Source organism: Nocardioides sp. YIM 152315, from assembly GCF_029210375.1.
Classification (GTDB): domain Bacteria; phylum Actinomycetota; class Actinomycetes; order Propionibacteriales; family Nocardioidaceae; genus Nocardioides.
In genome coordinates, this window is sequence record NZ_JARGER010000050.1 from 1 (window position 1) to 21,835 (window position 21,835).

Consider the following 21,835-nt stretch of genomic DNA (forward strand, 5'->3'; position numbering starts at 1 on the left):
CTTTCAGCGCCGATGGTACTGCAACCGAGAGGCTGTGGGAGAGTAGGACGCCGCCGGACATACTTTTGAACAGGGCCACCCCCTCGGGGGTGGCCCTGTTCGCATTTCCGGCCCGTCGGGGCCGCTTGGTTGGGCCCACTTTTCGTGCACAGCGCGGTCGTCGGGGGCGTTGTCCACAGCCGGCCGCACGGGGGCGGTCGCCGTCGGCGGCGGGCGCGATCGTCGTGCTCGGAGGTGGTGCACATGTCAGCACAACAGAAGGCACCCAGATCGAGGCAGGCGGCGACGGAGTCCGCGGTCAACGAGGTGCGCCTGGTCGGCCGGGTGTCGCAGGCACCCGAGGAACGCGTGCTGCCCAGCGGCGACGTGCTGTGGACGTTCCGCGTGGTGGTCGCCCGGCCAGCAGCCGGCGGCCGCAGGACCGTGGATGCGCTCGACTGCTCAGCGTGGAGCTCGAGGGTGCAGCGGTCGGTCGCGTCCTGGTCGCCCGACGACGTCGTGGAGGTGACCGGGGCGATGCGACGGCGGTTCTTCCGCACCGCGGCAGGGGCGGCGTCCCGCGTGGAGATCGAGGTGAGCCGCGGGAAGGTCATCCGGCGCGCAGGGAGCGGATGAGCACGCCGACGCTCGGCTTGGGCTGGAAGGAGGTGACCTTCTCCGGAAGCAGGCGGCCGAGGCCGGCCACCCGCAGCACGTCCACGAAGTCGGGCGCGGGCATGAGCACGGCCAGGCCGCGACGACGGGCGACGGCGCGGAGCGCGTCGTCGACGGAGTGTGCGTGAGCGATCGCACTCGGTCGCCGCCCGAGCTGTGGGAGGACGTCGTCCTGGAGGACCTCGACGGTCAGCCTGTCGTCGTCGCGGTGGAGGGACACCGTCGCCCATTCGTGGCCGTCGGTCGCGACCACGGTGCTCGGGGACAGCGCGGCGACCGCCTCCTGGGGGCCGAGGCCGCGCTGCACGTGCGGGTCGAGCCGGTCGAGGGCGGTGATGCGCAGCCCGAACAGGACCCGGTGGATGGCGCCCAGGTAGAGGGGCGTGTCCTCCTGGTCGACGAGCATGGCCAGCCCGGCGTTCGTCGACGGCGAGAGCTCCGGGTGGTCGGTGCGGAGCAGTCCGTAGGCGGCGTAGCGGTGGTGGCCGTCGGCGATCAGCGCCCGGGTGTCGCGGAGCCCGTCCGCGATCGCGGCCAGGGTGCCGGGGGAGCGGACCGTCCAGATGCGGTGGTACTGACCGGACCGGTCGGTGAACTGACGGTCGGCCGGTGCCGACCGCACGTCGCGGAGGAGCTCGCGCAGCTCCGGCGGAGCGCGGTGGGTGAGCAGGATCGGGGCAGGGTTCATGGCCATCTCGGCCATCCGCTCGGCGAGCTCGACCGCTTGTGCGGGGTGCACGCCCTCGTGCGGGAGGACGGCGATCTCGTCGCGGGTGGCGGCGTGGCTGGTCAGGACGAGGGCGCCGACCAGGCCGCGCACGGTCACGCCGGAGGCGGTGTACTCGTGCAGGTAGATCGCCGGCTCGTCGTCCCGGGCGACCTGACCGGACCGCTGCCAGGCGGCGAAGCGCTCGGCGACCTCGCCGTAGGGGCGGCTGAAGGCGCGTGCGGAGGCATGGGCGCCGATCCGGTTCGGAGCGAGCATGAGCGCAGCGAAGGGCTCCAGCCGCAGCGGTCGCGCCACGAGCGCCGGGGTGGCGACGACACCGGGTTCCATCGGAGCATCGTAGGGTGCGGCCACGTCCTGCGAACGGTGGAGGTGGGTGTGCTCGGCACGTCGGAAGTGCCCCTGGCAGAGGGGTACGACCTCGCGATGCTCGACCTCGACGGCGTCGTCTACATCGGCGGTGACGCCGTCCCTGGCGCGGCGGAGCACCTGGGCGCCGCGCGCGCGGCCGGGTTGCGGATCGCCTTCATCACCAACAACGCCTCGCGCACGCCGGAGCAGGTCGCCCTGCACTTGCGCGAGCTCGATGTCGACGCCGCGGCGTCCGACGTCGTGACGTCCGCGCAGGCGGCGGCCCGACTGCTCGCCGAGCGCTTCGGGGCCGGGGCCCGCGTGGTCTGCCTGGGTGCCGAGGGACTGGACCAGGCGCTGCGGGCCAGCGGGTTGGAGCCGGTCGACGCGGAGGAGGACGCCGCGGCGATCGCGACCGGCTACGGTCCGGACGTGCCGTGGCACGCGATCATGCGGGCCGCGGTGCGGATCCGGGACGGTCTCCCGTGGGTCGCCAGCAACACCGACCACACGTTCCCCGCGGCGTTCGGTGTGGCGCCCGGGCACGGAGTGCAGGTGGAGATGCTGCGGAACTTCACCGGCGTCGAGCCGGTCGTGGCGGGCAAGCCGGCGCGACCGCTGCTGGACGAGTCGATCCGCAGGGTCGGCGGTCGGCGTCCCCTGATGGTCGGCGACCGCCTGGACACCGACATCGAGGGCGCGAACGCGGCCGACATCGACTCGCTGCTGGTGCTCACCGGCGTCACCGGGCTGGCGGAGCTGGCGCGAGCGCGGGGCGAGCTGCGTCCGACGTACGTGGCCACGGACCTGCACGGCCTGCTCGAGCCGCAGCCGGCGCCGCAGGACGCGGCGGGAGCGCGGCGCCTGGGTGGCTGGTCGGGGACCGTGGACGACGGCCGCCTGGAGGTCACCGGCGCGGGATCGGCGGGGGACTGGTGGCGGGTGGCCGCCGTCACCGCCTGGCAGCACCTCGACGCCACCGGCGAGCCGGCCGACCTGGCTGCCGCGACCCCGCCGTCCGACGGGTAGCCTCGGCCCCATGAGCGAGGAGTCCGATCTGCCCGTCCCCGAGGAGCCCGAGGCGACGCCGCCCGAGCCGGAGCGGGTGCGCACCGGGATGGAGCACGTCGACGAGGTGATCGTGGCGGTCGAGGCGCTCGAGGAGCGTCCGCTCGAGGAGCACGTGGGCGTCTTCGAGACCGCGCACGCCGAGCTGCGCCGCGCCCTGGACGACACCGACCGGTCCACCGATCCCGCCTGACCGTGCCGCCGCGACGTCTCCGCCTGGACGCCGAGCTGGTCCGGCGCGGGCTCGCCCCCTCTCGTGAGCAGGCCAGCGAGATGATCGCCCACGGCCGGGTGAAGGTCGGCGGCGCCCGTGCCACCAAGCCGGCGACCGGGGTCACGACGGACGTGGGGATCGTGGTGACCGCGGATCCGGACCGGCCGGACTACGTGTCCCGGGGCGGGCACAAGCTGGCGGGGGCGCTGGCGGCCTTCGAACCGCTCGGATTCGTCGTGGCCGGCCGGCGCTGCCTGGACGCGGGCGCGTCCACGGGCGGGTTCACCGACGTCCTGCTGCGACATGGTGCCGGCCAGGTCGTCGCGGTCGACGTCGGCTACGGCCAGTTGGCGTGGAGACTCCAGCAGGACGAGCGCGTGGTCGTGCTCGACCGGACGAACATCCGCGAGCTGACCGTCGACCTGATCGGCGGTCCCGTCGAGGTGGTCGTCGGCGACCTGTCGTTCATCTCGCTCGAGCTGGTCCTGGACGCGCTGCTCGGCGTCGTCCGAGCCGACGCGGACCTCGCGCTGATGGTGAAGCCGCAGTTCGAGGTCGGCAAGGAGCGCGTCGGCAAGGGCGGCGTCGTGCGCGACCCGGAGCTGCGCGCGGAGGCAGTCCTCGGCGTCGCCACCGCCGCCGCGCGTCGCGGCTGGGGAGCGCGGATGATCGCGACGAGCCCCCTGCCGGGACCGTCGGGCAACGTCGAGTTCTTCCTGTGGCTGCGCCGGGGGCCGGCCGAGCTCTCGGACGCGGACATGCACAGCGCCGTGCTGGCCGCCGACCCCGCGGGGGCGCCGGGTGAGAGGGTGGACCCGTGACGACCTCCACCGGGCCGACGGCCGCGTCGGTGCGCCGCGTGCTGCTCGTCGCGCACACCGGGCGCGACGACGCTCGTGAGGCGGCGCGCGCGTTCGCCAAGGCGCTGGGCACCCACGGCATCGTCGTGCGGTTGCTCGCGGACGAGGCGGCGGACCTGGGGCTGTCGCCGGGAGGTGACGGTGTCGAGCTCGCGGGCGACGGCGCTCCCGGCGGTGACTGCGAGCTGGTGCTGGTCATCGGTGGCGACGGCACCCTCCTGCGCGCGGCCGAGCTGACCCACGCGTCCGGGACGCCGATGCTCGGCGTCAACCTGGGGCACGTGGGATTCCTGGCCGAGGCGGAGTACGACGACCTGGAGTCGACCATCGACGCCGTCGTGCACCGCCGCTACACCGCGGAGGAGCGGCTGACGCTCGACGTGACCGTGCACCGCGACGGCGAGGTGATCGAGCGCACCTTCGCGCTCAACGAGGCCAGTGTCGAGAAGGCGGCCCGTGAGCGGATGCTCGAGGTCGTCGTCGAGATCGACGGCAGACCGCTGTCGCGGTGGGGGTGCGACGGCGTCGTCTGTGCGACGCCGACCGGTTCGACGGCGTACAACTTCAGCGCAGGTGGGCCGGTGGTGTGGCCGAGCGTCGAGGCGCTGCTGCTGGTGCCGATCAGCGCCCACGCGCTCTTCGCCCGGCCCCTCGTGGTCGCGCCGACCTCGGTGCTGGCGGTCGAGGTGCTGGCCCGCACCGAGGGCTCGGGGGTGCTCTGGTGCGACGGGCGACGCGCGGTCGACCTGCCGCCGGGTGCCCGCATCGAGGTACGCCGCGGCGCCACGCCGGTGCGCCTCGTGCGGCTGCACGAGGCGCCCTTCACCGACCGGCTGGTCGCGAAGTTCGGACTGCCGGTCGAGGGCTGGCGCGGCTCGACCGAGCGTCGCCGCCGCCTCGCCCAGGAGCTCGCGAAGGAGACGTCCCGGGGAACGGCACAGGGTCACGATGCTTGAGGAGATCCGGATCAGCTCGCTCGGGGTCATCGGCTCCTCGACGCTGGAGCTGGGATCGGGCCTCACCGTGATCACCGGTGAGACCGGCGCGGGCAAGACCATGATCGTGACCGCGCTGGGGCTGCTGCTGGGCGGTCGAGCCGACACCGGCGCCGTCCGCACGGGCGCGAAGAGCGCACGAGTCGAGGGCGTGGTCCGGGTGGCCGGGCTCGACGGCTTCGGCGGGGCGGTCGAGGACGCCGGCGGCGAGGTCGAGGACGACCGTGTGGTGCTGGCGCGCAACGTCTCGGCGGAGGGACGCTCGCGCGCCTTCGTCGGGGGTGCCTCGGTGCCGGTGACCACGCTGGCGCAGGTCGCCGAGCCTCTGGTGGCGGTGCACGGCCAGTCCGACCAGCACCGGCTGCTGCAGGCGCGGGCCCAGCGGGACGCGCTGGACCGCTTCGGCGGGCAGAAGCTCGCCAGGCTGCTGGCGACGTACTCCGAGCTGCACGGGCGGCTCGACGACACCGAGCGGGAGCTCGAGGAGGTCGTGACGACGGCGCGTGAGCGCGCCCAGGAGGCGGACCTGCTGCGCTTCGGGCTCAACGAGATCGAGGCGGCGGCGCCCGAGGCCGGCGAGGACGCGACGCTGGCGGCGGAGGAGTCGCGGCTGGGGTTCGCCGACACGCTGCGCACCGCCGCCGAGCAGGCGCGCGAGGCGCTCTCGAGCGAGGACGGCGGACCCGACGCCCTGACGACCGCGTCGGCGGCGCGCACGCTCCTCGACGGGGTGCGCGAGCACGACGCCGAGGCCGGCGCGCTGGCCGACCGGCTCGCCGAGCTCACCTACCTGCTGTCCGACCTGTCGGCCGACGTCGCGTCGTACGCCGCCCGCATCGACACCGACCCGGCGCGGCTCGCCGCGGTCTCGGAGCGCCGGGCGGCGCTGACCGCGCTGACCCGCAAGTACGGCGAGACCATCGACGACGTGCTCGGCTGGGCGGAGCAGTCGGCCCGGCGCCTGCTCGACCTCGATCACACCGACGAGCGGATCGAGCAGCTGCGCCGTGAGCAGGAGGCCCTGCGGGCGCAGCTCGCAACGGCAGCGGCGGAGCTGTCGACCGCCCGGTCCAGGGCCGCCGCCAGGCTGGCGAAGGAGGTCACCGCCGAACTCGCCCTGCTCGCCATGCCTCACGCGCGGCTGACGATCGAGGTCCGGCAGGCCGAGGTCACGGCACCCGACCGGCTCCTCCACGGTCCGCTCCTGGTCGACGGCCGGTGGTTGCGGCACACCGCGTCCGGCGTCGACGAGGTCGAGATGATGCTCGCCGCCAACACCGGCGCCGAGCCACGTCCGCTCTCGAAGGGCGCGTCGGGCGGAGAGCTCTCGCGCGTCATGCTCGCCCTCGAGGTGGCGCTGGCCGGGACGAGCCCGGTGCCCACGTTCGTGTTCGACGAGGTCGACGCGGGGGTGGGCGGCGCCGCGGCCGTCGAGGTCGGTCGCCGGCTCGCCCAGCTGGCCCGCAGCGCGCAGGTGCTGGTCGTCACGCACCTGCCGCAGGTCGCGGCGTACGCCGACCGCCACGTCGTCGTGGAGAAGTCCTCCGACGGCTCCGTGACCAGCTCGGGCCTGACCGTCCTCGACGACGAGCAGCGCGAACGGGAGCTCTCCCGGATGCTGGCCGGCCTCGCCGACTCCGACACGGCGCTGGCCCACGCGCGGGAGCTGCTCGAGGTCGCGCAGGAGGCCCGCGACGCGCACTAGCTAGAGAGCGGGTGAGATGACTCACGCTCAGGTCACCCGCCGACGGCCCGATGGATGCCGTGTGACGACAAGCACTCGACGGTCCACCCTGCGCCACCTGATCGGTGACCGCAGCATCCGCACCCGCGTCCTGGCGCTGGCCGCCTTCCTGGGGGTGATGACGCTGGTCGTCACCATCACCGCCTCCGTGGGCGCCGCCAAGGTGGCGGACTACGGCGACGACCTCAACCGTGCCGTCGAGGTCCAGGACTCCGTCGAGCAGGCGCGCTACGACCTGCTCTGGGCCTCGAACTGGCAGAACATCACCGCCTGGAAGGCTCGTGCGGAGGGCGGCGAGGTGGCCGCGGCCCCCGACGGCGACAACCTGAAGAACTACCAGGACGGCGTCGACGGCTTCGAGCGCATCTTCGACCTCGACCGCTCGGTGCTCAGCGACGCCGCGGCCAAGGACCTCGACACGATCCAGGACGAGTGGTCTCAGCTGCTCGAGTACAACGGCCAGATCTTCGACCTGTGGCACCGCGGCGAGCTCGACCGCGGCGACCAGGTCTCCGGTGGCCCCAAGTGGGACATCTACTACGTGATCTCCTCGGCCCTCGACGAGCTCTCCGCGTCGGCGAACAACCGGGTCGAGGCCATCCAGGCCGACACCCAGGCGGCGCAGGACCGCACCCGCGACCTCACCTACGCCGTGACCGCCGCCGCGCTGCTGCTCGGCGCGCTCCTCGCGCTCGGACTGGCGGCCTCGATCATGGCGCCGGTGCGCCGGATGCGCGACGGACTGGTGCAGGTCGCGGAGGGCGACCTGCAGGTCCGCGTCCAGGTCGAGTACGACGACGAGGTCGGCCAGATGGCCGGCTCCCTCGACACCGCGCTGCAGTCCCTGCGCGGGCTCGTCGGGTCGGTCGCGGAGTCCGCGACCACGGTCGCGTCGGCGGCCGAGGAGCTGACCGCGACGGCGTCGTCCATCGAGGACTCCGCGCGCCAGACGTCGGCCCGCTCCGAGGCGGTGTCCGGAGCCGCGGACGAGGTCTCCCAGGGCGTGGGCGCGGTCGCGGCCGGCGCCGAGCAGATGGGCGCGTCGATCCGCGAGATCGCCGAGAACGCCCACCGCGCGGCCGAGGTGGCCTCGGAGGCGGTCACCGTGGCCGCCGCCACCAACGAGACGGTGGCCATGCTGGGCTCCTCGAGCGCCGAGATCGGCAAGATCGTCAAGGTGATCACCTCGATCGCCGAGCAGACCAACCTGCTGGCACTCAACGCGACCATCGAGGCGGCGCGTGCGGGCGAGGCGGGCAAGGGCTTCGCGGTGGTCGCCGGTGAGGTCAAGGAGCTCGCGCAGGAGACCGCTCGCGCCACCGAGGAGATCGCGGTGCAGGTCGGCACCATCCAGAAGGACACCTCGGCGTCTGTCACCGCCATCACGCAGATCTCCGAGATCGTGGGTTCGATCAACGACTACCAGACGACGATCGCGACCGCGGTCGAGGAGCAGACCGCGACCACCAACGAGATGACCCGCCGGGTCGGCGAGGCGGCGGCGAGCTCGAGCCAGATCGCCGAGCACATCGCCGGCGTGGCGAGCAGCAGCTCCACGACCACCGTCGCCGTCGACCAGACGACGGCCGCCATCTCCGAGCTGGCGGGCATGGCGGAGTCGCTGCGCGCCCAGGTCAGCGCCTTCCGCTACTGATCCCCCCTCCGCGGGCCGGGCGCGCGTCCCTCATCGGACCGACGCGCCCGGCTCCGCGCGGTGCCGGGCTCGCCTGTCCCCGTTTGGCACCATGGCCGGGTCATGACTTCCTCGGTCCAGCCCCGCCCCGTCGACTCCCGTGCCGGGACCGTGGGGACCGCCCGGGTCGGGCGTCGTGCCCGCGACCTGGTGCCGCGCCTGCGTCCGGGTGACGTCGCGGTCGTCGACCACCTCGACATGGACCGCGTCAGCGCGCGGGCGCTCGTCGACGCCGGCGCCGCAGCGGTCGTGGACGCCGCGGCGATCATCTCCGGGCGCTACCCGAACCTCGGGCCGCGCGCGCTCGCGGCGGCGGGCCTCCACATCGTGGACCAGGTCGGCCCGTCGGGCATGGCCGCGATCCGCGACGGCGTCCAGGTGCGACTGGACGGCGGCCGCGTGCTCGTCGACGGCTCCGAGGTGGCTGCCGGGCGGCCGCTGGACCTGCCCGCGATCGAGGAGGCGATGGAGCTCGCCCGCGGCGGGCTGGCCCGACAGCTCGCGGCCCTCACGCACAGCAGCACCGAGCTGCTGCGCCACGAGGAGGACCTGCTGCTCCACGGGCTGGGCGTGCCGCGCCTGACGACGCGGGTGCGGGGTCGCCCGATGCTCGTGGTCGCCCGCGACTACGAGCACGACGCCGGTCTGCGCGGCGTACGGGCCTTCGTGCGTGAGCAGCACCCGGTCGTCGTCGCCGTCGGCGCGGCGGCAGACACGCTGCGCGCCGAGCGCGTCGGCTGCGACGTGGTCGTCGTGGACGCCGCCGACGACCTGCCGTCGGCGGCGACCCTGCGCGCGGCGGGCGACGTGGTGGTGCGCACCTCAGGTGGCGGCGCTGCCGCCGTAGTCGAGCAGCTGGAGCGGCTCGGCGTACGCCCCTCGCTGATCGAGACCTCGGCCGCGACCGAGGACGCCGCGCTCGTGGTCGCGGACGCCGCGGATCCGACCGTCATCGTCGGCGTCGGCCTGCGGTCGACGCTCGAGGAGCTGCTCGACGGCGCCCGGCCCGGGGTGGCCGGCACCGTGCTGACCCGGCTGAAGGTCGGACCGCGCCTCGTCGACGCGGCCGCGGTGCCACAGCTCTACTCCGGCCGCGTGCGGCCGTGGCACCTGCTCCTGGTGATGCTGGCCGGCCTGGTGGCCCTGGCCGCCGCGGTCTCCGTGACCCCCGTCGGCCGAGCCTGGGCCGACTCACTCTCCGACACCATCCAGGGACTCTTCTCGTGATCTCCTACCGACACCACATCGTGTCGCTGGTCGCCGTCTTCGTCGCGCTCGCCGTCGGCGTCGTGCTCGGCGGCGGGCCGCTCACCGACCTCGGCCGCGACGAGCCGGCCGCCGCGACCGTCAGCGCGACGCGGACCGACCAGCGGTCGGCGGAGTTCGGCGACGCGTTCGCGACCGCCTCGGCGCCGACGCTGTACGGCGCGCGCCTCCAGCAGCACCCGGTCGCGATCGTCGCGATGCCCGGCGCCGACAACGAGGTGGTCGGCGGCCTCGCCGACCAGGTCGCCGCCGCCGGCGGCCAGGTCGCCGGGACCTACGCCGTGCGCGCGGCGCTCGTCGACCCCGCGGAGAAGTCGCTCGTCGACACCCTCGGCGCCCAGCTGGCCGACCAGCTCGGCGACGAAGCGGTCGCGCCCGACGCGTCGACCTATCCCCGCATCGGTCAGCTGCTCGGCCTGGCGGTCGCACCCGGAGACCTCGGGCCCGCGGACCTGCAGGCGGTGCGCGAGAGCCTCGGGGGCGCCGAGCTCCTCGACACCCCCGCCGACGTCGGCGCGGCCGCGCTCGTGCTGGTCGTTCTGGGCGACCGCACGGACCCCGCCGTGCTGGGCGGCGTCGTCTCCGGTCTGGCTGCGAAGGCGCCGGGCGTCGTGGTGGCGGGGGAGACCCCGACGGCCGCGGCCAACGGCGACCTCGGGGCACTGCGTGCGACGGCGGCCGCCGAGAACGTCGCGACCGTCGACGGCGCCGAGAACCCGCTCGGCCAGGTGACGACCGTCCTCGCCCTGATCCGCTCGCTGACGACTCCGGGCGGATCCTTCGGTGCGTCGGGTTCGGACGGAGCCGTCCCCCTGACGTAGCATGGAGTTCCGTGATCAACGGGACGCCCACCAAGCACGTTTTCGTGACCGGAGGCGTCGCCTCCTCGCTGGGGAAGGGCCTGACGGCGTCCAGCCTCGGCAGCCTTCTCAAGGCTCGCGGCCTGCGTGTGACCATGCAGAAGCTCGACCCCTACCTCAACGTCGACCCCGGGACGATGAACCCGTTCCAGCACGGCGAGGTCTTCGTCACCAACGACGGGGCCGAGACCGACCTCGACATCGGCCACTACGAGCGCTTCCTCGACACCGACCTCAGCCAGATCGCCAACGTCACGACCGGGCAGGTCTACTCCAGCGTGATCGCGAAGGAGCGCCGCGGCGACTACCTCGGCGACACCGTCCAGGTGATCCCCCACATCACCAACGAGATCAAGGAGCGGGTGCTCGCCATGGGTGGCGCCCACGAGGACGGGCAGAGCGTGGACGTGGTCATCACCGAGGTGGGTGGCACCGTCGGCGACATCGAGTCGCTGCCGTTCCTCGAGGCCGCGCGCCAGGTGCGTCACGACATCGGGCGCGACAACTGCTTCTTCCTCCACGTCTCGCTGGTGCCCTACATCGGCCCGTCCGGCGAGCTCAAGACCAAGCCCACCCAGCACTCCGTCGCCGCGCTGCGCCAGGTCGGCATCCAGCCCGACGCGGTCGTGTGCCGCGCCGACCGCGAGCTGCCCGACGCGATCAAGCGCAAGATCTCACTGATGTGCGACGTCGACCAGGAGGCCGTGGTCACCGCCGCCGACGCTCCGTCGATCTACGACATCCCCAAGGTGCTCCACCGCGAGGGCCTGGACGCCTACGTCGTACGCCGCCTCGACCTGCCCTTCCGCGACGTCGACTGGACCGTCTGGGACGACCTGCTCCGCCGCGTGCACCACCCGAAGGAGGAGGTCACCGTCGCGCTGGTCGGCAAGTACATCGACCTGCCCGACGCCTACCTCTCGGTCGGCGAGGCCCTGCGGGCCGGCGGCTTCGCCCACGAGGCCAAGGTCAACCTCCGCTGGGTGGCCTCCGACGAGTGCCAGACCCCGGCCGGCGCGGCGAAGATGCTCCAGGACGTCGACGCCGTCTGCGTGCCCGGCGGCTTCGGTGTCCGCGGCATCGAGGGCAAGCTCGGCGCCCTCACCTACGCCCGCACCCACGGCATCCCCACCCTCGGGCTGTGCCTCGGCCTGCAGTGCATGGTCATCGAGTACGCCCGGTCCGTGCTCGGCCTCGAGAAGGCTGGCTCCACCGAGTTCGACCCGGACACCCCGGAGCCGGTGATCGCGACCATGGAGGAGCAGCTGCGATTCGTCGAGGGAGCCGGCGACCTGGGCGGCACCATGCGCCTGGGTCTCTACCCGGCGGCCCTGAAGGAGGGCTCGATCGCCCGGGAGGTGTACGGCGCGGCGCAGATCGACGAGCGCCACCGACACCGCTACGAGGTCAACAACGCCTACCGCGAGCAGCTCGAGGCAGCGGGGATCGTCTTCTCCGGCACCTCGCCGGACGACACCCTGGTCGAGTACGTCGAGCTGCCGCGCGAGGCGCACCCCTACTACATCGCGACCCAGGCGCACCCCGAGCTGCGCTCGCGGCCCACCCGGCCGCACCCGCTCTTCAGCGGACTGGTCGGGGCAGCCATCGAGAGGCAGAAGGAGCTGCGCTTCCCGATCGACGAGAGCGGGCTGCGCCGCGAGCCGGTCGACGAGGACTGACGGGGTGGCCGGCACCGAGCACCCGGAGCTGGGCGACCGCGAGGAGCGGTGGCCGGTCGCGCGCTCGGAGGACAGACACCGCGACGCATGGGTGGTCGCGCTGCGCGAGGACTGGATCCGGCGCCCCGACCACCCCGACGACGAGCCGTTCAGCCGGCTGGTGCTCGAGCATCCCGGCGCCGTCGTCATCGTGGCGGTCGACGAGGAGGAGCGGGTCTTCTGCCTGTGGCAGTACCGCCACCCGGCCCGACGGCGCTTCGTCGAGCTGCCGGCGGGCCTGCTCGACGTCGACGGCGAGGACCCGGAGGCGACCGCCCGCCGCGAGCTGGTCGAGGAGGCCGGGCTCGAGGCGACCGACTGGGCGCCGATCGGCACGACGTACTCGTCACCGGGGATCTCCGCCGAGATCCACCACTACTTCCTGGCCCGCGGACTCTCCGTGGTCGATCGCGGCGGCTTCGTCGCCGAGCACGAGGAGGCAGACATGGAGACCGGCTGGGTGCCCGCCGCCGACCTGCTCGCCGCCGTGGCCGACGGAAGGGTCACCGACGGGCACACCGTGATCGCGCTGCTGATGGCGCAGGCCCGGGGTCTTCTGGGAGTCTGAGGGCGCGGAGCCCGCTCCAACCGTGTCGCTACCCTTGACATCGACGACCGGATCCGTAGAAATAGTGTCGCTACAACACGGATCGAGTGCTCCGATCGGGCATTCGCAACGGTATCGATGACAGGAGTGATTCGGTGAAGGTCGGCGTCCCGAAGGAAGTCAAGAACCACGAGTACCGCGTGGCGATCACCCCCATCGGGGTGCACGAGCTGGTCGCGCACGGGCACGAGGTCGTCATCCAGCAGGACGCGGGCGTCGGCTCCCAGATCAGCGACGAGGAGTACGTCGGCGCCGGGGCGAGGATCGTCGCGACCGCCGAGGAGGCGTGGGGCACCGACGGCGGCGTCGACCTGGTGCTCAAGGTCAAGGAGCCGGTGGCCGAGGAGTTCGACCGGATGCGCGAGGGGCTCACGCTCTTCACCTACCTGCACCTGGCCGCGGACAAGGCGCTGACCGAGGAGCTGATCAAGCGTCAGGTCACCGGCATCGCCTACGAGACCGTGCAGCTGCCCTCGGGCGGGCTGCCGCTGCTCTACCCGATGTCCGAGGTCGCGGGCTGCCTGGCGCCGCAGGTGGGCGCCTACTCGCTGATGAAGGCCCAGGGCGGTCGTGGCGTGCTCATGGGCGGCGTCGGCGGGGTGGCCAACGCGAAGGCCGTCATCATCGGCGCTGGCGTCTCGGGCCAGAACGCCGCCAACATCGCGCTCGGCATGGGCGCCGACGTGACCCTGCTCGACACCGACCTCGACAAGCTGCGGATGTCGTTCTGGCGCTACAACAACCGGGTCCACGGACTGGCGTCGTCCCGGCTCGCGATCGAGCGGCAGGTGACCGAGGCGGACCTGGTGATCGGGGCCGTGCTGATCCCCGGCGCCGCCGCGCCGAAGCTGGTCTCCAACGACCTGGTCTCGCGGATGAAGCCGGGATCGGTGCTCGTCGACATCGCCGTCGACCAGGGCGGCTGCTTCGAGGACACCCACGCGACCACGCACGCGGACCCGACGTACCAGGTGCACGGCTCGACGTTCTACTGCGTGGCGAACATGCCGGGCGCGGTGCCCAACACCTCGACGTACGCGCTCACCAACGCCACGCTGCCCTACGCCGTGGCACTGGCCGACAAGGGGTGGCAGCAGGCACTGCGTGACGACCGGTCGCTGGCGCTGGGACTCAACACCCACGCCGGCCAGCTCACCAACAGCCCGGTCGGCGAGGCGGTCGGCATCGACGCGGCCAGCCTGGAGGCCGTGCTCTCGTAGGCTTCTCCCGCCATGGGAGATCCACAGCGCGCGGTGCGCACGTACCTCGACCACCTCTCGGTCGAGCGCGGGCTCGCGGCGAACACGCTCGCGTCGTACCGCCGCGACCTGCGGCGCTACCTGGGCTTCCTGGTCGAGACCGGCATCCAGGACCTGGACCAGGTGACCGAGGCCAGCGTGACGGGCTTCCTGGTGCGGCTGCGGGAGGGCGACGCCGAGCACCCGCCGTTGAGCGCCACCTCGGCGGCACGTACGGTCGTGGCGGTGCGCGGCTTCCACAGGTTCGCGGTCGCCGACGGGCTCGCCGTCGCCGACCCGGCCAGCGGGGTCAAGCCGCCAGCGCCGGCCAAGCGGCTGCCCAAGGCGCTGCCGCTGGCCGACGTCGAGGCGATCCTCGACGCCGCCGGGTCGCCGGGCACGACGCTCGCGCTGCGCGACCGGGCGCTGCTGGAGGTGCTCTACGGCACCGGCGCGCGCATCTCCGAGGCGGTCGGCCTCGACGTCGACGACATCGACCCCGTGGACGGGACCGTGCTGCTGCGGGGCAAGGGCAGCAAGGAGCGGATCGTGCCGGTCGGGTCCTATGCACGCGAGGCGCTCGACGCCTACCTGGTGCGGGGGCGGTCCGCGTTGGCCGCCGCGACCGCGGCGGGCTCGAGCACCGGCGGAGCGCTCTTCCTCAACGCCCGCGGCGGGCGGCTCTCGCGCCAGTCCGCGTGGGCGGTGCTGGCGAAGGCGGCCGACCGGGCGGGCGTGACGAGGGACGTCTCCCCGCACACCCTGCGACACTCGTTCGCGACCCACCTGCTCGACGGCGGCGCCGACGTACGCGTCGTGCAGGAGCTGCTCGGGCACGCGTCCGTGACGACGACGCAGGTCTACACCCTGGTGACGGTCGACAACCTGCGCGAGGTCTTCGCCACGGCGCATCCGAGGGCTCGTGACTGACCTGCTCGACGACATCACCGCGGCCGCCGCCGGCCGCGGGCTGACGCTCTACCCCCACCAGGAGGAGGCGATCCTCGCCCTGCTGGCCGGCGACAACGTCGTGCTCGCGACCCCGACCGGGTCCGGCAAGTCCCTCGTCGCGGAGTCGGCCCACCGGGCCGCGCTCGCCGAGGACCGGGTGTCGTTCTACACCGCGCCGATCAAGGCCCTGGTGAACGAGAAGTTCTTCGCGCTCGTCGAGACCTTCGGGGCCGCGGACGTCGGCATGCTCACCGGCGACGCCTCGGTCAACCCGGACGCGCCGATCATCTGCTGCACCGCCGAGGTGCTCGCCAACCTCGCGCTGCGGGAGGGCGCGGACGCGGACGTCGGGCTCGTGGTGATGGACGAGTTCCACTTCTACGCCGAGCCCGACCGCGGCTGGGCCTGGCAGGTGCCGCTGCTCGAGCTGCCGCAGGCGCAGTTCCTGCTGATGTCGGCGACGCTGGGCGACGTCTCCGACCTCGCCGCCGACCTGACCCGTCGCAACGGACGTGAGACGACCGTCGTCGCCGACGCCGAGCGACCGGTGCCGCTGTCGTTCTCGTGGTCGGTCACGCCGCTCGCCGAGACGCTCGAGGAGCTCGTGACGACCGGCCAGGCCCCGGCGTACGTCGTGCACTTCACGCAGAAGGACGCCGTAGAGCACGCGACGGCCCTGCTCAAGGCGGGCTGGATCCCCAAGCCCGACCTCGGCACCCGCCTCGACCACGTGCGCTTCGGCGCCGGCTTCGGCAAGACGCTCTCGAAGCTGCTGCGGCGGGGCATCGGCGTCCACCACGCGGGGATGCTGCCGCGCTACCGGCGACTGGTCGAGCAGCTCGCGCAGGCCGGGCTGCTGTCGGTGATCTGTGGCACCGACACGCTCGGCGTCGGCATCAACGTGCCGATCCGGACCGTGCTCTTCACCGGGCTGGCGAAGTTCGACGGCAACCGGCAGCGGATCCTGCGCACCCGGGAGTTCCTCCAGATCGCCGGCCGCGCCGGGCGGGCGGGCTTCGACACGGCGGGGTACGTCGTCGTGCAGGCACCCGAGCACGTCATCGAGAACGAGCGGCTCAAGGCGAAGTCCGCGGAGCGCCGGGCGGCCGGGAAGAAGCACTCCAAGGCGCAGCTGAAGAAGCCGCCCGAGGGCACGGTCGTGTGGACCGAGCAGACCTACGACAAGCTGGTCGCCGGCGTGCCCGAGCAGCTGGTGTCGCGGATGAAGGTCGACAACGCGATGCTCGTCAACGTCCTCGTCCGCGAGGAGGACGCCTTCCCGGTGCTGCGCAGGCTGCTCACCGACAACCACGAGGAGCCGCGCCAGCAGCTCCGGCTGTCGCGGCGCGCGCTGCGGCTGGCCCGGTCGCTGGTGCGCTCGGGGGTGGTGACCCGGCTCGACCAGCCCGACGAGTTCGGCCGGCGCTACGCGCTCACGGTCGACCTGCCGGTGGACTTCGCGCTCAACCAGCCGCTGTCGCACTTCGCGCTCGCGGCGCTCGACGTCCTGGACCCGGAGACGGAGGAGCATGCGCGCGACATCGTGTCCGTCGTCGAGGCGGTGCTCGAGGGGCCGCGGCAGATCCTGGCGCAGCAGCAGTACGTCGCGCGCGGGGAGGCCGTCGCGGAGATGAAGGCCGACGGGCTGGAGTACGAGGAGCGGATGACCCTGCTCGAGGAGGTCACCTGGCCGCAGCCCCTGGCCGAGCTGCTGGAGGCGACGTACGAGATCTATCGGCAGACCCACCCGTGGCTGGCCCAGGACGCACTGCAGCCGAAGTCGATCGTGCGGGAGATGTACGAGCAGGGGATGAGCTTCACCGACTTCGTGTCGCGATACCAGCTCGCGCGGTCGGAGGGGCTGGTGCTGCGCTACCTGACCGACGCCTACCGGACCCTGCGGCAGACCGTGCCCGAGCAGCACCGCACGCCCGAGCTCGACGACCTGGTCGAGTGGCTGGGGGAGACCGTCCGGCAGACCGACTCGTCGCTGCTCGACGAGTGGGAGGCGCTGGCCGACCCGTCGCACGCACGCTCCGACGTCGCCCACCACGAGCCGCCGCCGTCGCCGCGACCGATCTCCAAGCAGTCACGGGCCTTCGGCGTGATGATCCGCAACGCGATGTGGTGCCGGGTCGAGCTGGTCGCGCGCGACGACCTCGACGGGCTGGTCCGCCTCGAGCGCGCCGCGGCCGACCGCACCGATCCTCCCGGCGAGGTCGTGATGACCCGGTCGGCCTGGGACGAGGCGATCGAGGACTACTACGCCGAGCACGACCGGGTGCTCCTCGACGCCGACGCACGTGGCCCGTCGCTGCTCGTGGTCACCGAGTCGGGGCGGCGCTGGGAGGTGCGACAGACCATCCACGACCCGGACGGCAACCACGACTGGGTGGTCGAGGCGATCGCCGACCTCGACGCCTCCGACGAGGCCGGCGAGCTGGTGCTGTCGGCGGTGACGATGCGCCGGCTCGGCGGCTGAGGTCCGCCGGGTCCGTACGCTGGGGACCATGGCCGACGTGCAGACCTCCCACCACCCGTCCGCGAGCCGCTACGAGGCCCACATCGACGGCGAGCTGGCCGGCTTCGCCGAGTACCAGCTCACCGACCGGCTGGTGGTCTTCACCCACACCGAGGTGGACGAGAGGTTCGAGGGGCAGGGCGTCGGCTCGGCGCTCGCGCGGTTCGCGCTCGACGACGTGCGCGCCGACGGCGCGCGCCGGGTGCTGCCGCTGTGCCCGTTCGTCAAGGGCTGGATCGGCAAGCATCCCGACTACACCGACCTGGTCTACGGCGCACCGGAGAGCACCGCGAAGGACTAGGGCCCGGCTCCCAATTCACGGCCTGCTGCGCGCCGCCCATCACGCACTCTCGCGGCGTTGCCGTCGCTCGTAAGACGACCCAGTCTGCCTTCGCTCCGGCGCCTTGCGAGAGCACGCGCTGGACGACGCTCGCGACGGCCCGAATTGAGAGCCACGCCCTGACGCTCCTCCACAGGACTGTGCACAGGCCGGCCGCGTCCTGTGCATCGCCCGACTGCGCCGTACACACGCCATCAACAGATTTCCGGTCGCCCTGGGGGTTTCCGGTCCCGATGTTGTCGCTGTCGGAGGGCGGTCCTAGGCTCGCCCGGGAGTCGACCACAAGTCGCCGTGTCGACAAGTCGGGAGGAGTGTCCCATGAACGCTGGTGGCACCTTCGGAGGATCGGTTCCCCCGTCCGGAGCCACCGGCGAGATGCCACCCCGCACCCCCCGTCCCCCTGTCGACCCGCCTTCCCCCGACCCGCGAGATGAGCTGCCCGTGTCCGACCCCCTGCCGTTCGAGCGCCCGGACGCCCCCCAGCGTGAGCTGGGCCCGACGGGCCGGCCGATGCCGGACCTGCCGGAGCCGCGGCCGCTGACCACCCACGGCCACGCCCGGGTGATCTCGATGTGCAACCAGAAGGGCGGGGTCGGCAAGACCACGACGGCGATCAATCTGGGTGCGTCACTGGCGGAGTACGGCCGCAAGGTGCTGCTCGTCGACTTCGACCCGCAGGGCTCGCTGTCGGTCGGGCTTGGGCTCAACCCCCACGAGATGGAGCTGACCGTCTACAACCTCCTCATGGAGAAGGACGTCGAGCTCTCCGAGGTCGTGGTCCCCACCGGCGTCGAAGGCATGGACCTCCTCCCGTCGAACATCGACCTCTCGGCCGCCGAGGTGCAGCTGGTCCACGAGGTCGCCCGCGAGCAGACGCTGCAGCGCGTGCTGGCCCCGGCGCTCGCGGAGTACGACGTGGTGCTGATCGACTGCCAGCCCTCGCTCGGCCTGCTGACCGTCAACGCGCTCACCGCCTCCGACGGCGTGATCGTGCCGCTGGAGTGCGAGTACTTCGCGCTGCGCGGCGTCGCGCTGCTCAAGACGACGATCGACAAGGTCCGCGAGCGGCTCAACCCCAAGCTCGAGATCGACGGCGTGCTCGGCACCATGTACGACGGTCGCACGCTGCACAGCCGCGAGGTGATGGAGCGGCTCGTCCAGGCATGGGGTGACCGGGTCTTCCACACGGTGATCCGCCGCACGGTGAAGTTCTCGGACTCGACGGTCGCCGGCGAGCCGATCACGTCGTACGCGTCGTCGTCCACGGGCGCCGACGCCTACCGCCAGCTGGCCAAGGAGGTGCTCGCTCGGTGGCCCGACGCGTGAGCCTTCCCGCCGCCGACGACCTCTTCCGCCGTACCGCTCCCGCCGCGGAGCCGGCGCCCGCGGCCGAGCCGGAGGAGGAGGCGGCCGCTGCGCCCGAGCCGAGCCGGCCCCGCAGGCCCAGCGGCCGGGTGCGGCACGACGAGAAGATGACGGTCTACGTGACCTCCGACGAGCTGCTCGACCTCGAGCACGCCCGGCTGGTCCTGCGCCGCTCCCACGGCCTCGCGGTCGATCGCGGCCGGCTGGTGCGCGAGGCGATCGCGATGGCGCTGGCCGACTTCGAGGCGCACGGCGACGACAGCGCCCTGGTCCGACGATTGACCGAGGAATGACCGCGGACGTCCAGCAGCCCGACGGTGCCGTCGATCCCGCCGCGGAGCAGCCGGCGGCGGAGGCCGCGCCGGCGTTCGAGGTGCGCCTCGACAACTTCGAGGGCCCCTTCGACCTGCTGCTCAACCTGATCGCGAAGCACAAGCTCGACATCACCGAGGTCTCGCTGTCGAAGGTGACCGACGAGTTCATCGCGCACGTCAAGGCGATGGGGTCGTCCTGGGACCTCGAGCAGACGACGTCGTTCCTGCTCGTCGCCTCGACCCTGCTCGACCTCAAGGCCGCGCGACTGCTGCCGCAGGGGGACGTCGAGGACGAGGAGGACCTCGCGCTGCTCGAGGCACGCGACCTCCTCTTCGCGCGGCTGCTGCAGTACAAGGCGTTCAAGCAGGTCGCGGCCGTCCTCGAGGAACGGCTCGCGACCGAGTCGCGACGGCACGCGCGGGCGGTCGGACTCGAGGAGCGGTACGCCGGGCTGCTGCCGGAGGTCCTGATCGGCATCGGGCTCGACCAGTTCGCGCAGCTCGCGGCGAAGGCGCTCGAGCCGAAGCCGGTGCTCGAGCTCTCGCTGCACCACATCCACGCCGCCAAGGTGAGCGTGCGCGAGCAGGCGGCGCTGGTGGTGGAGCGGCTGCGCCGCAGCGGCGCGATGACGTTCCGGGCGCTGTGCGGCGACTCGCCCGACCGGCTGACCACGGTGGCGCGGTTCCTGTCGCTGCTGGAGCTCTTCCGCGAGGGTGCGGTCGGCTTCGAGCAGGTGACCCCGCTCGGCGAGCTCACCGTACGGTGGACCGGTGACGACGACGCCGACGTCGACGACCTGATCACCGACGAGTTCGACGGCACGCCGCCGGAGGCCGAGGTCTCCGCGGGCGGCACGGAAGCGACAGCAGACGAGGGAGATGACGGCGATGACTGACACCGAGATCGAGGAGCAGATCGCCGTCCCGGTCGCCGCGCTGCGCCCATCGCTGGAGGCACTGCTGATGGTCGCCGACCAGCCGATGGAGACGATGGCGCTGGCGACGGTCGTGGGCTACCCCGTCGACGACGTGACCGCGGCGCTGGGGGAGCTGGCGGCGGAGTACACCGAGCAGGGGCGAGGCTTCGAGCTGCGCAACGTCGGCGGCGGCTGGCGCTACTACACCCGCGACGACTACGCCGCCGTCGTCGAGGGCTACGTGCTCGAGGGCCAGCAGGCGCGTCTGACGCAGGCGGCGCTGGAGACGCTCGCGGTCGTCGCCTACAAGCAGCCCGTCTCGCGGGCGCGGGTCTCGGCCATCCGCGGCGTCAACGTCGACGGCGTGATGCGCACGCTGCTGACCCGCGGCCTCGTCGAGGAGGCCGGGCAGGACCACGAGACCGGAGCCAACCTCTACCGGACCACGGGCTACTTCCTGGAGCGGATCGGGATCACGTCGCTCGACGAGCTGCCCGAGCTCGCGCCGTACCTGCCCGACATGGAGGATCTCGAGGACGAGCTGGCCGAGATGGTCGCCCCGGCGCCCGTGGCCACCGAGTCCGCGCCGGAGCCCGAGCCTCAGCACCCGCACTCGCCGCACTCCGGCGACGGCACCGAGCCCGACGGCGGGACCGAGCCGACGTGAGCACTCCACCGACCGGCCCCGGCATCGAGACCGATGACGAGGGCCTGATCCGGCTGCAGAAGCTGCTCGCGCAGTCCGGTGTCGCCTCGCGGCGCAAGTGCGAGGAGCTGATGCTCGGCGGGTTCGTGGAGGTCGACGGGGAGGTAGTGACGCGGCTCGGCACCAAGGTCGACCCGCGCACCGCGGTGATCCGGGTCGAGGGCAAGCGGCTGCCGCCGGTCTCCGAGAAGGTCTACCTGGTGCTCAACAAGCCGCGCGGCGTGGTCTCCACGATGTCCGACCCCGAGGGGCGCCGCACGCTCGGCGACCTCGTGGCCGATCGACCCGAACGGCTCTTCCACGTCGGTCGACTCGACACCGACACCACGGGCCTCATCCTGCTCACGAACGACGGCGACTTCGCGCACCGGATGGCGCACCCGTCGTACGAGGTCGACAAGACCTACGTCGCGGAGGTCGAGGGCGAGGTCTACCGCCGGATCGTCAAGCAGCTGCTCGAGGGCGTGACCCTGGAGGACGGTCCGGTGACCGTGCGCAGGGCACGCGTCGTGGAGGCGTCGCCCACGCGGTCGATCGTCGAGCTGGTGATCCACGAGGGTCGCAACCGGATCGTGCGCCGGCTGCTCGAGCACGTCGGCCATCCGGTCCGCAGGCTCACCCGCACCGCGATCGGCCCGGTCCCGCTCGGCCGCCTGCCCGTCGGGGAGATGCGGGAGCTCTCGCGCGAGGAGCTCGGCGAGCTGCTCGACCGCGCGCAGCTCTGAG

The 21,835-nt window shown here is 72.8% G+C and carries 21 protein-coding genes; 20 read left to right on the forward strand and 1 reads right to left on the reverse strand.

Annotated features, from left to right (window positions below):
* Positions 1-243: 243 nt before the first annotated feature.
* Positions 244-615 carry a single-stranded DNA-binding protein gene (locus PZ894_RS23330; protein WP_275748458.1) on the forward strand — a complete coding sequence of 124 codons (372 nt, stop codon included), beginning with the start codon at positions 244-246 and terminating at the stop codon, positions 613-615.
* Here the strand turns inward: PZ894_RS23330 and PZ894_RS23335 are convergent.
* Positions 590-1,711: a DUF1015 family protein gene (locus tag PZ894_RS23335; protein ID WP_275748460.1), complete on the reverse strand. Its 1,122-nt coding sequence runs from the start codon at positions 1,709-1,711 to the stop codon at positions 590-592. The genes PZ894_RS23330 and PZ894_RS23335 overlap by 26 nt on opposite strands.
* Positions 1,712-1,777: 66 nt before the next feature.
* Here PZ894_RS23335 and PZ894_RS23340 point away from each other — a divergent pair, with 66 nt between their 5' ends.
* From PZ894_RS23340 to PZ894_RS23430, 19 genes are all read left to right on the forward strand, one after another.
* Complete coding sequence (locus PZ894_RS23340) at positions 1,778-2,761, forward strand: HAD-IIA family hydrolase (RefSeq protein WP_275748462.1); 984 nt, start codon at positions 1,778-1,780, stop codon at positions 2,759-2,761.
* Positions 2,762-2,771: 10 nt separating this feature from the next.
* A complete protein-coding gene (locus tag PZ894_RS23345; RefSeq protein ID WP_275748464.1) occupies positions 2,772-2,993 on the forward strand; it encodes a hypothetical protein in 222 nt (73 codons plus the stop codon).
* 2 nt (positions 2,994-2,995) lie between these two features.
* Positions 2,996-3,835, forward strand: a complete 840-nt coding sequence (locus PZ894_RS23350; protein WP_275748465.1) for a TlyA family RNA methyltransferase — start codon at positions 2,996-2,998, stop codon at positions 3,833-3,835.
* Positions 3,832-4,830, forward strand: coding sequence for an NAD kinase (locus tag PZ894_RS23355; RefSeq protein ID WP_275748467.1), 999 nt, complete (start codon positions 3,832-3,834; stop codon positions 4,828-4,830). The genes PZ894_RS23350 and PZ894_RS23355 overlap by 4 nt, the downstream gene beginning before the upstream one ends.
* On the forward strand, positions 4,823-6,574 hold the full coding sequence (gene recN, locus PZ894_RS23360) for a DNA repair protein RecN (protein WP_275748469.1): 1,752 nt from the start codon (positions 4,823-4,825) through the stop codon (positions 6,572-6,574). Before PZ894_RS23355 ends, recN begins: the two co-directional genes overlap by 8 nt.
* Before the next feature lie 61 nt (positions 6,575-6,635).
* Positions 6,636-8,267, forward strand: a complete 1,632-nt coding sequence (locus PZ894_RS23365; protein ID WP_275748470.1) for a methyl-accepting chemotaxis protein — start codon at positions 6,636-6,638, stop codon at positions 8,265-8,267.
* Between the two features lie 102 nt (positions 8,268-8,369).
* The gene (gene steA / locus PZ894_RS23370) at positions 8,370-9,533 is read left to right on the forward strand and encodes a putative cytokinetic ring protein SteA (RefSeq protein ID WP_275748472.1); all 1,164 of its coding nucleotides are present in this window, start codon (positions 8,370-8,372) and stop codon (positions 9,531-9,533) included.
* On the forward strand, positions 9,530-10,393 hold the full coding sequence (locus tag PZ894_RS23375) for a copper transporter (protein ID WP_275748474.1): 864 nt from the start codon (positions 9,530-9,532) through the stop codon (positions 10,391-10,393). Before steA ends, PZ894_RS23375 begins: the two co-directional genes overlap by 4 nt.
* Positions 10,394-10,404: 11 nt before the next feature.
* Positions 10,405-12,111, forward strand: coding sequence for a CTP synthase (locus tag PZ894_RS23380; RefSeq protein ID WP_275748476.1), 1,707 nt, complete (start codon positions 10,405-10,407; stop codon positions 12,109-12,111).
* Between the two features lie 4 nt (positions 12,112-12,115).
* The gene (locus PZ894_RS23385; protein ID WP_275748477.1) at positions 12,116-12,718 is read left to right on the forward strand and encodes an NUDIX hydrolase; all 603 of its coding nucleotides are present in this window, start codon (positions 12,116-12,118) and stop codon (positions 12,716-12,718) included.
* Positions 12,719-12,852: 134 nt separating this feature from the next.
* A complete protein-coding gene (ald, locus tag PZ894_RS23390) occupies positions 12,853-13,977 on the forward strand; it encodes an alanine dehydrogenase (RefSeq protein ID WP_275748478.1) in 1,125 nt (374 codons plus the stop codon).
* Between the two features lie 12 nt (positions 13,978-13,989).
* Positions 13,990-14,925: a site-specific tyrosine recombinase XerD gene (xerD, locus tag PZ894_RS23395; protein WP_275748479.1), complete on the forward strand. Its 936-nt coding sequence runs from the start codon at positions 13,990-13,992 to the stop codon at positions 14,923-14,925.
* Positions 14,918-17,428: a DEAD/DEAH box helicase gene (locus tag PZ894_RS23400; protein WP_275748481.1), complete on the forward strand. Its 2,511-nt coding sequence runs from the start codon at positions 14,918-14,920 to the stop codon at positions 17,426-17,428. The genes xerD and PZ894_RS23400 overlap by 8 nt, the downstream gene beginning before the upstream one ends.
* A gap of 28 nt (positions 17,429-17,456) precedes the next feature.
* Positions 17,457-17,768 (forward strand): GNAT family N-acetyltransferase, encoded by a 312-nt coding sequence (locus PZ894_RS23405; RefSeq protein WP_275748483.1) that lies wholly within the window; start codon positions 17,457-17,459, stop codon positions 17,766-17,768.
* A gap of 480 nt (positions 17,769-18,248) precedes the next feature.
* Positions 18,249-19,133 carry a ParA family protein gene (locus PZ894_RS23410; protein ID WP_275748485.1) on the forward strand — a complete coding sequence of 295 codons (885 nt, stop codon included), beginning with the start codon at positions 18,249-18,251 and terminating at the stop codon, positions 19,131-19,133.
* Positions 19,118-19,465: a hypothetical protein gene (locus tag PZ894_RS23415; RefSeq protein WP_275748488.1), complete on the forward strand. Its 348-nt coding sequence runs from the start codon at positions 19,118-19,120 to the stop codon at positions 19,463-19,465. The genes PZ894_RS23410 and PZ894_RS23415 overlap by 16 nt, the downstream gene beginning before the upstream one ends.
* Entirely contained in the window at positions 19,462-20,382 is a 921-nt protein-coding gene (locus PZ894_RS23420) for a segregation/condensation protein A (protein ID WP_275748490.1), read from the forward strand. Before PZ894_RS23415 ends, PZ894_RS23420 begins: the two co-directional genes overlap by 4 nt.
* A complete protein-coding gene (scpB, locus tag PZ894_RS23425) occupies positions 20,375-21,070 on the forward strand; it encodes an SMC-Scp complex subunit ScpB (RefSeq protein ID WP_275748491.1) in 696 nt (231 codons plus the stop codon). The genes PZ894_RS23420 and scpB overlap by 8 nt, the downstream gene beginning before the upstream one ends.
* Positions 21,067-21,834 (forward strand): pseudouridine synthase, encoded by a 768-nt coding sequence (locus PZ894_RS23430; protein ID WP_275748492.1) that lies wholly within the window; start codon positions 21,067-21,069, stop codon positions 21,832-21,834. Before scpB ends, PZ894_RS23430 begins: the two co-directional genes overlap by 4 nt.
* Position 21,835 lies beyond the last annotated feature (1 nt).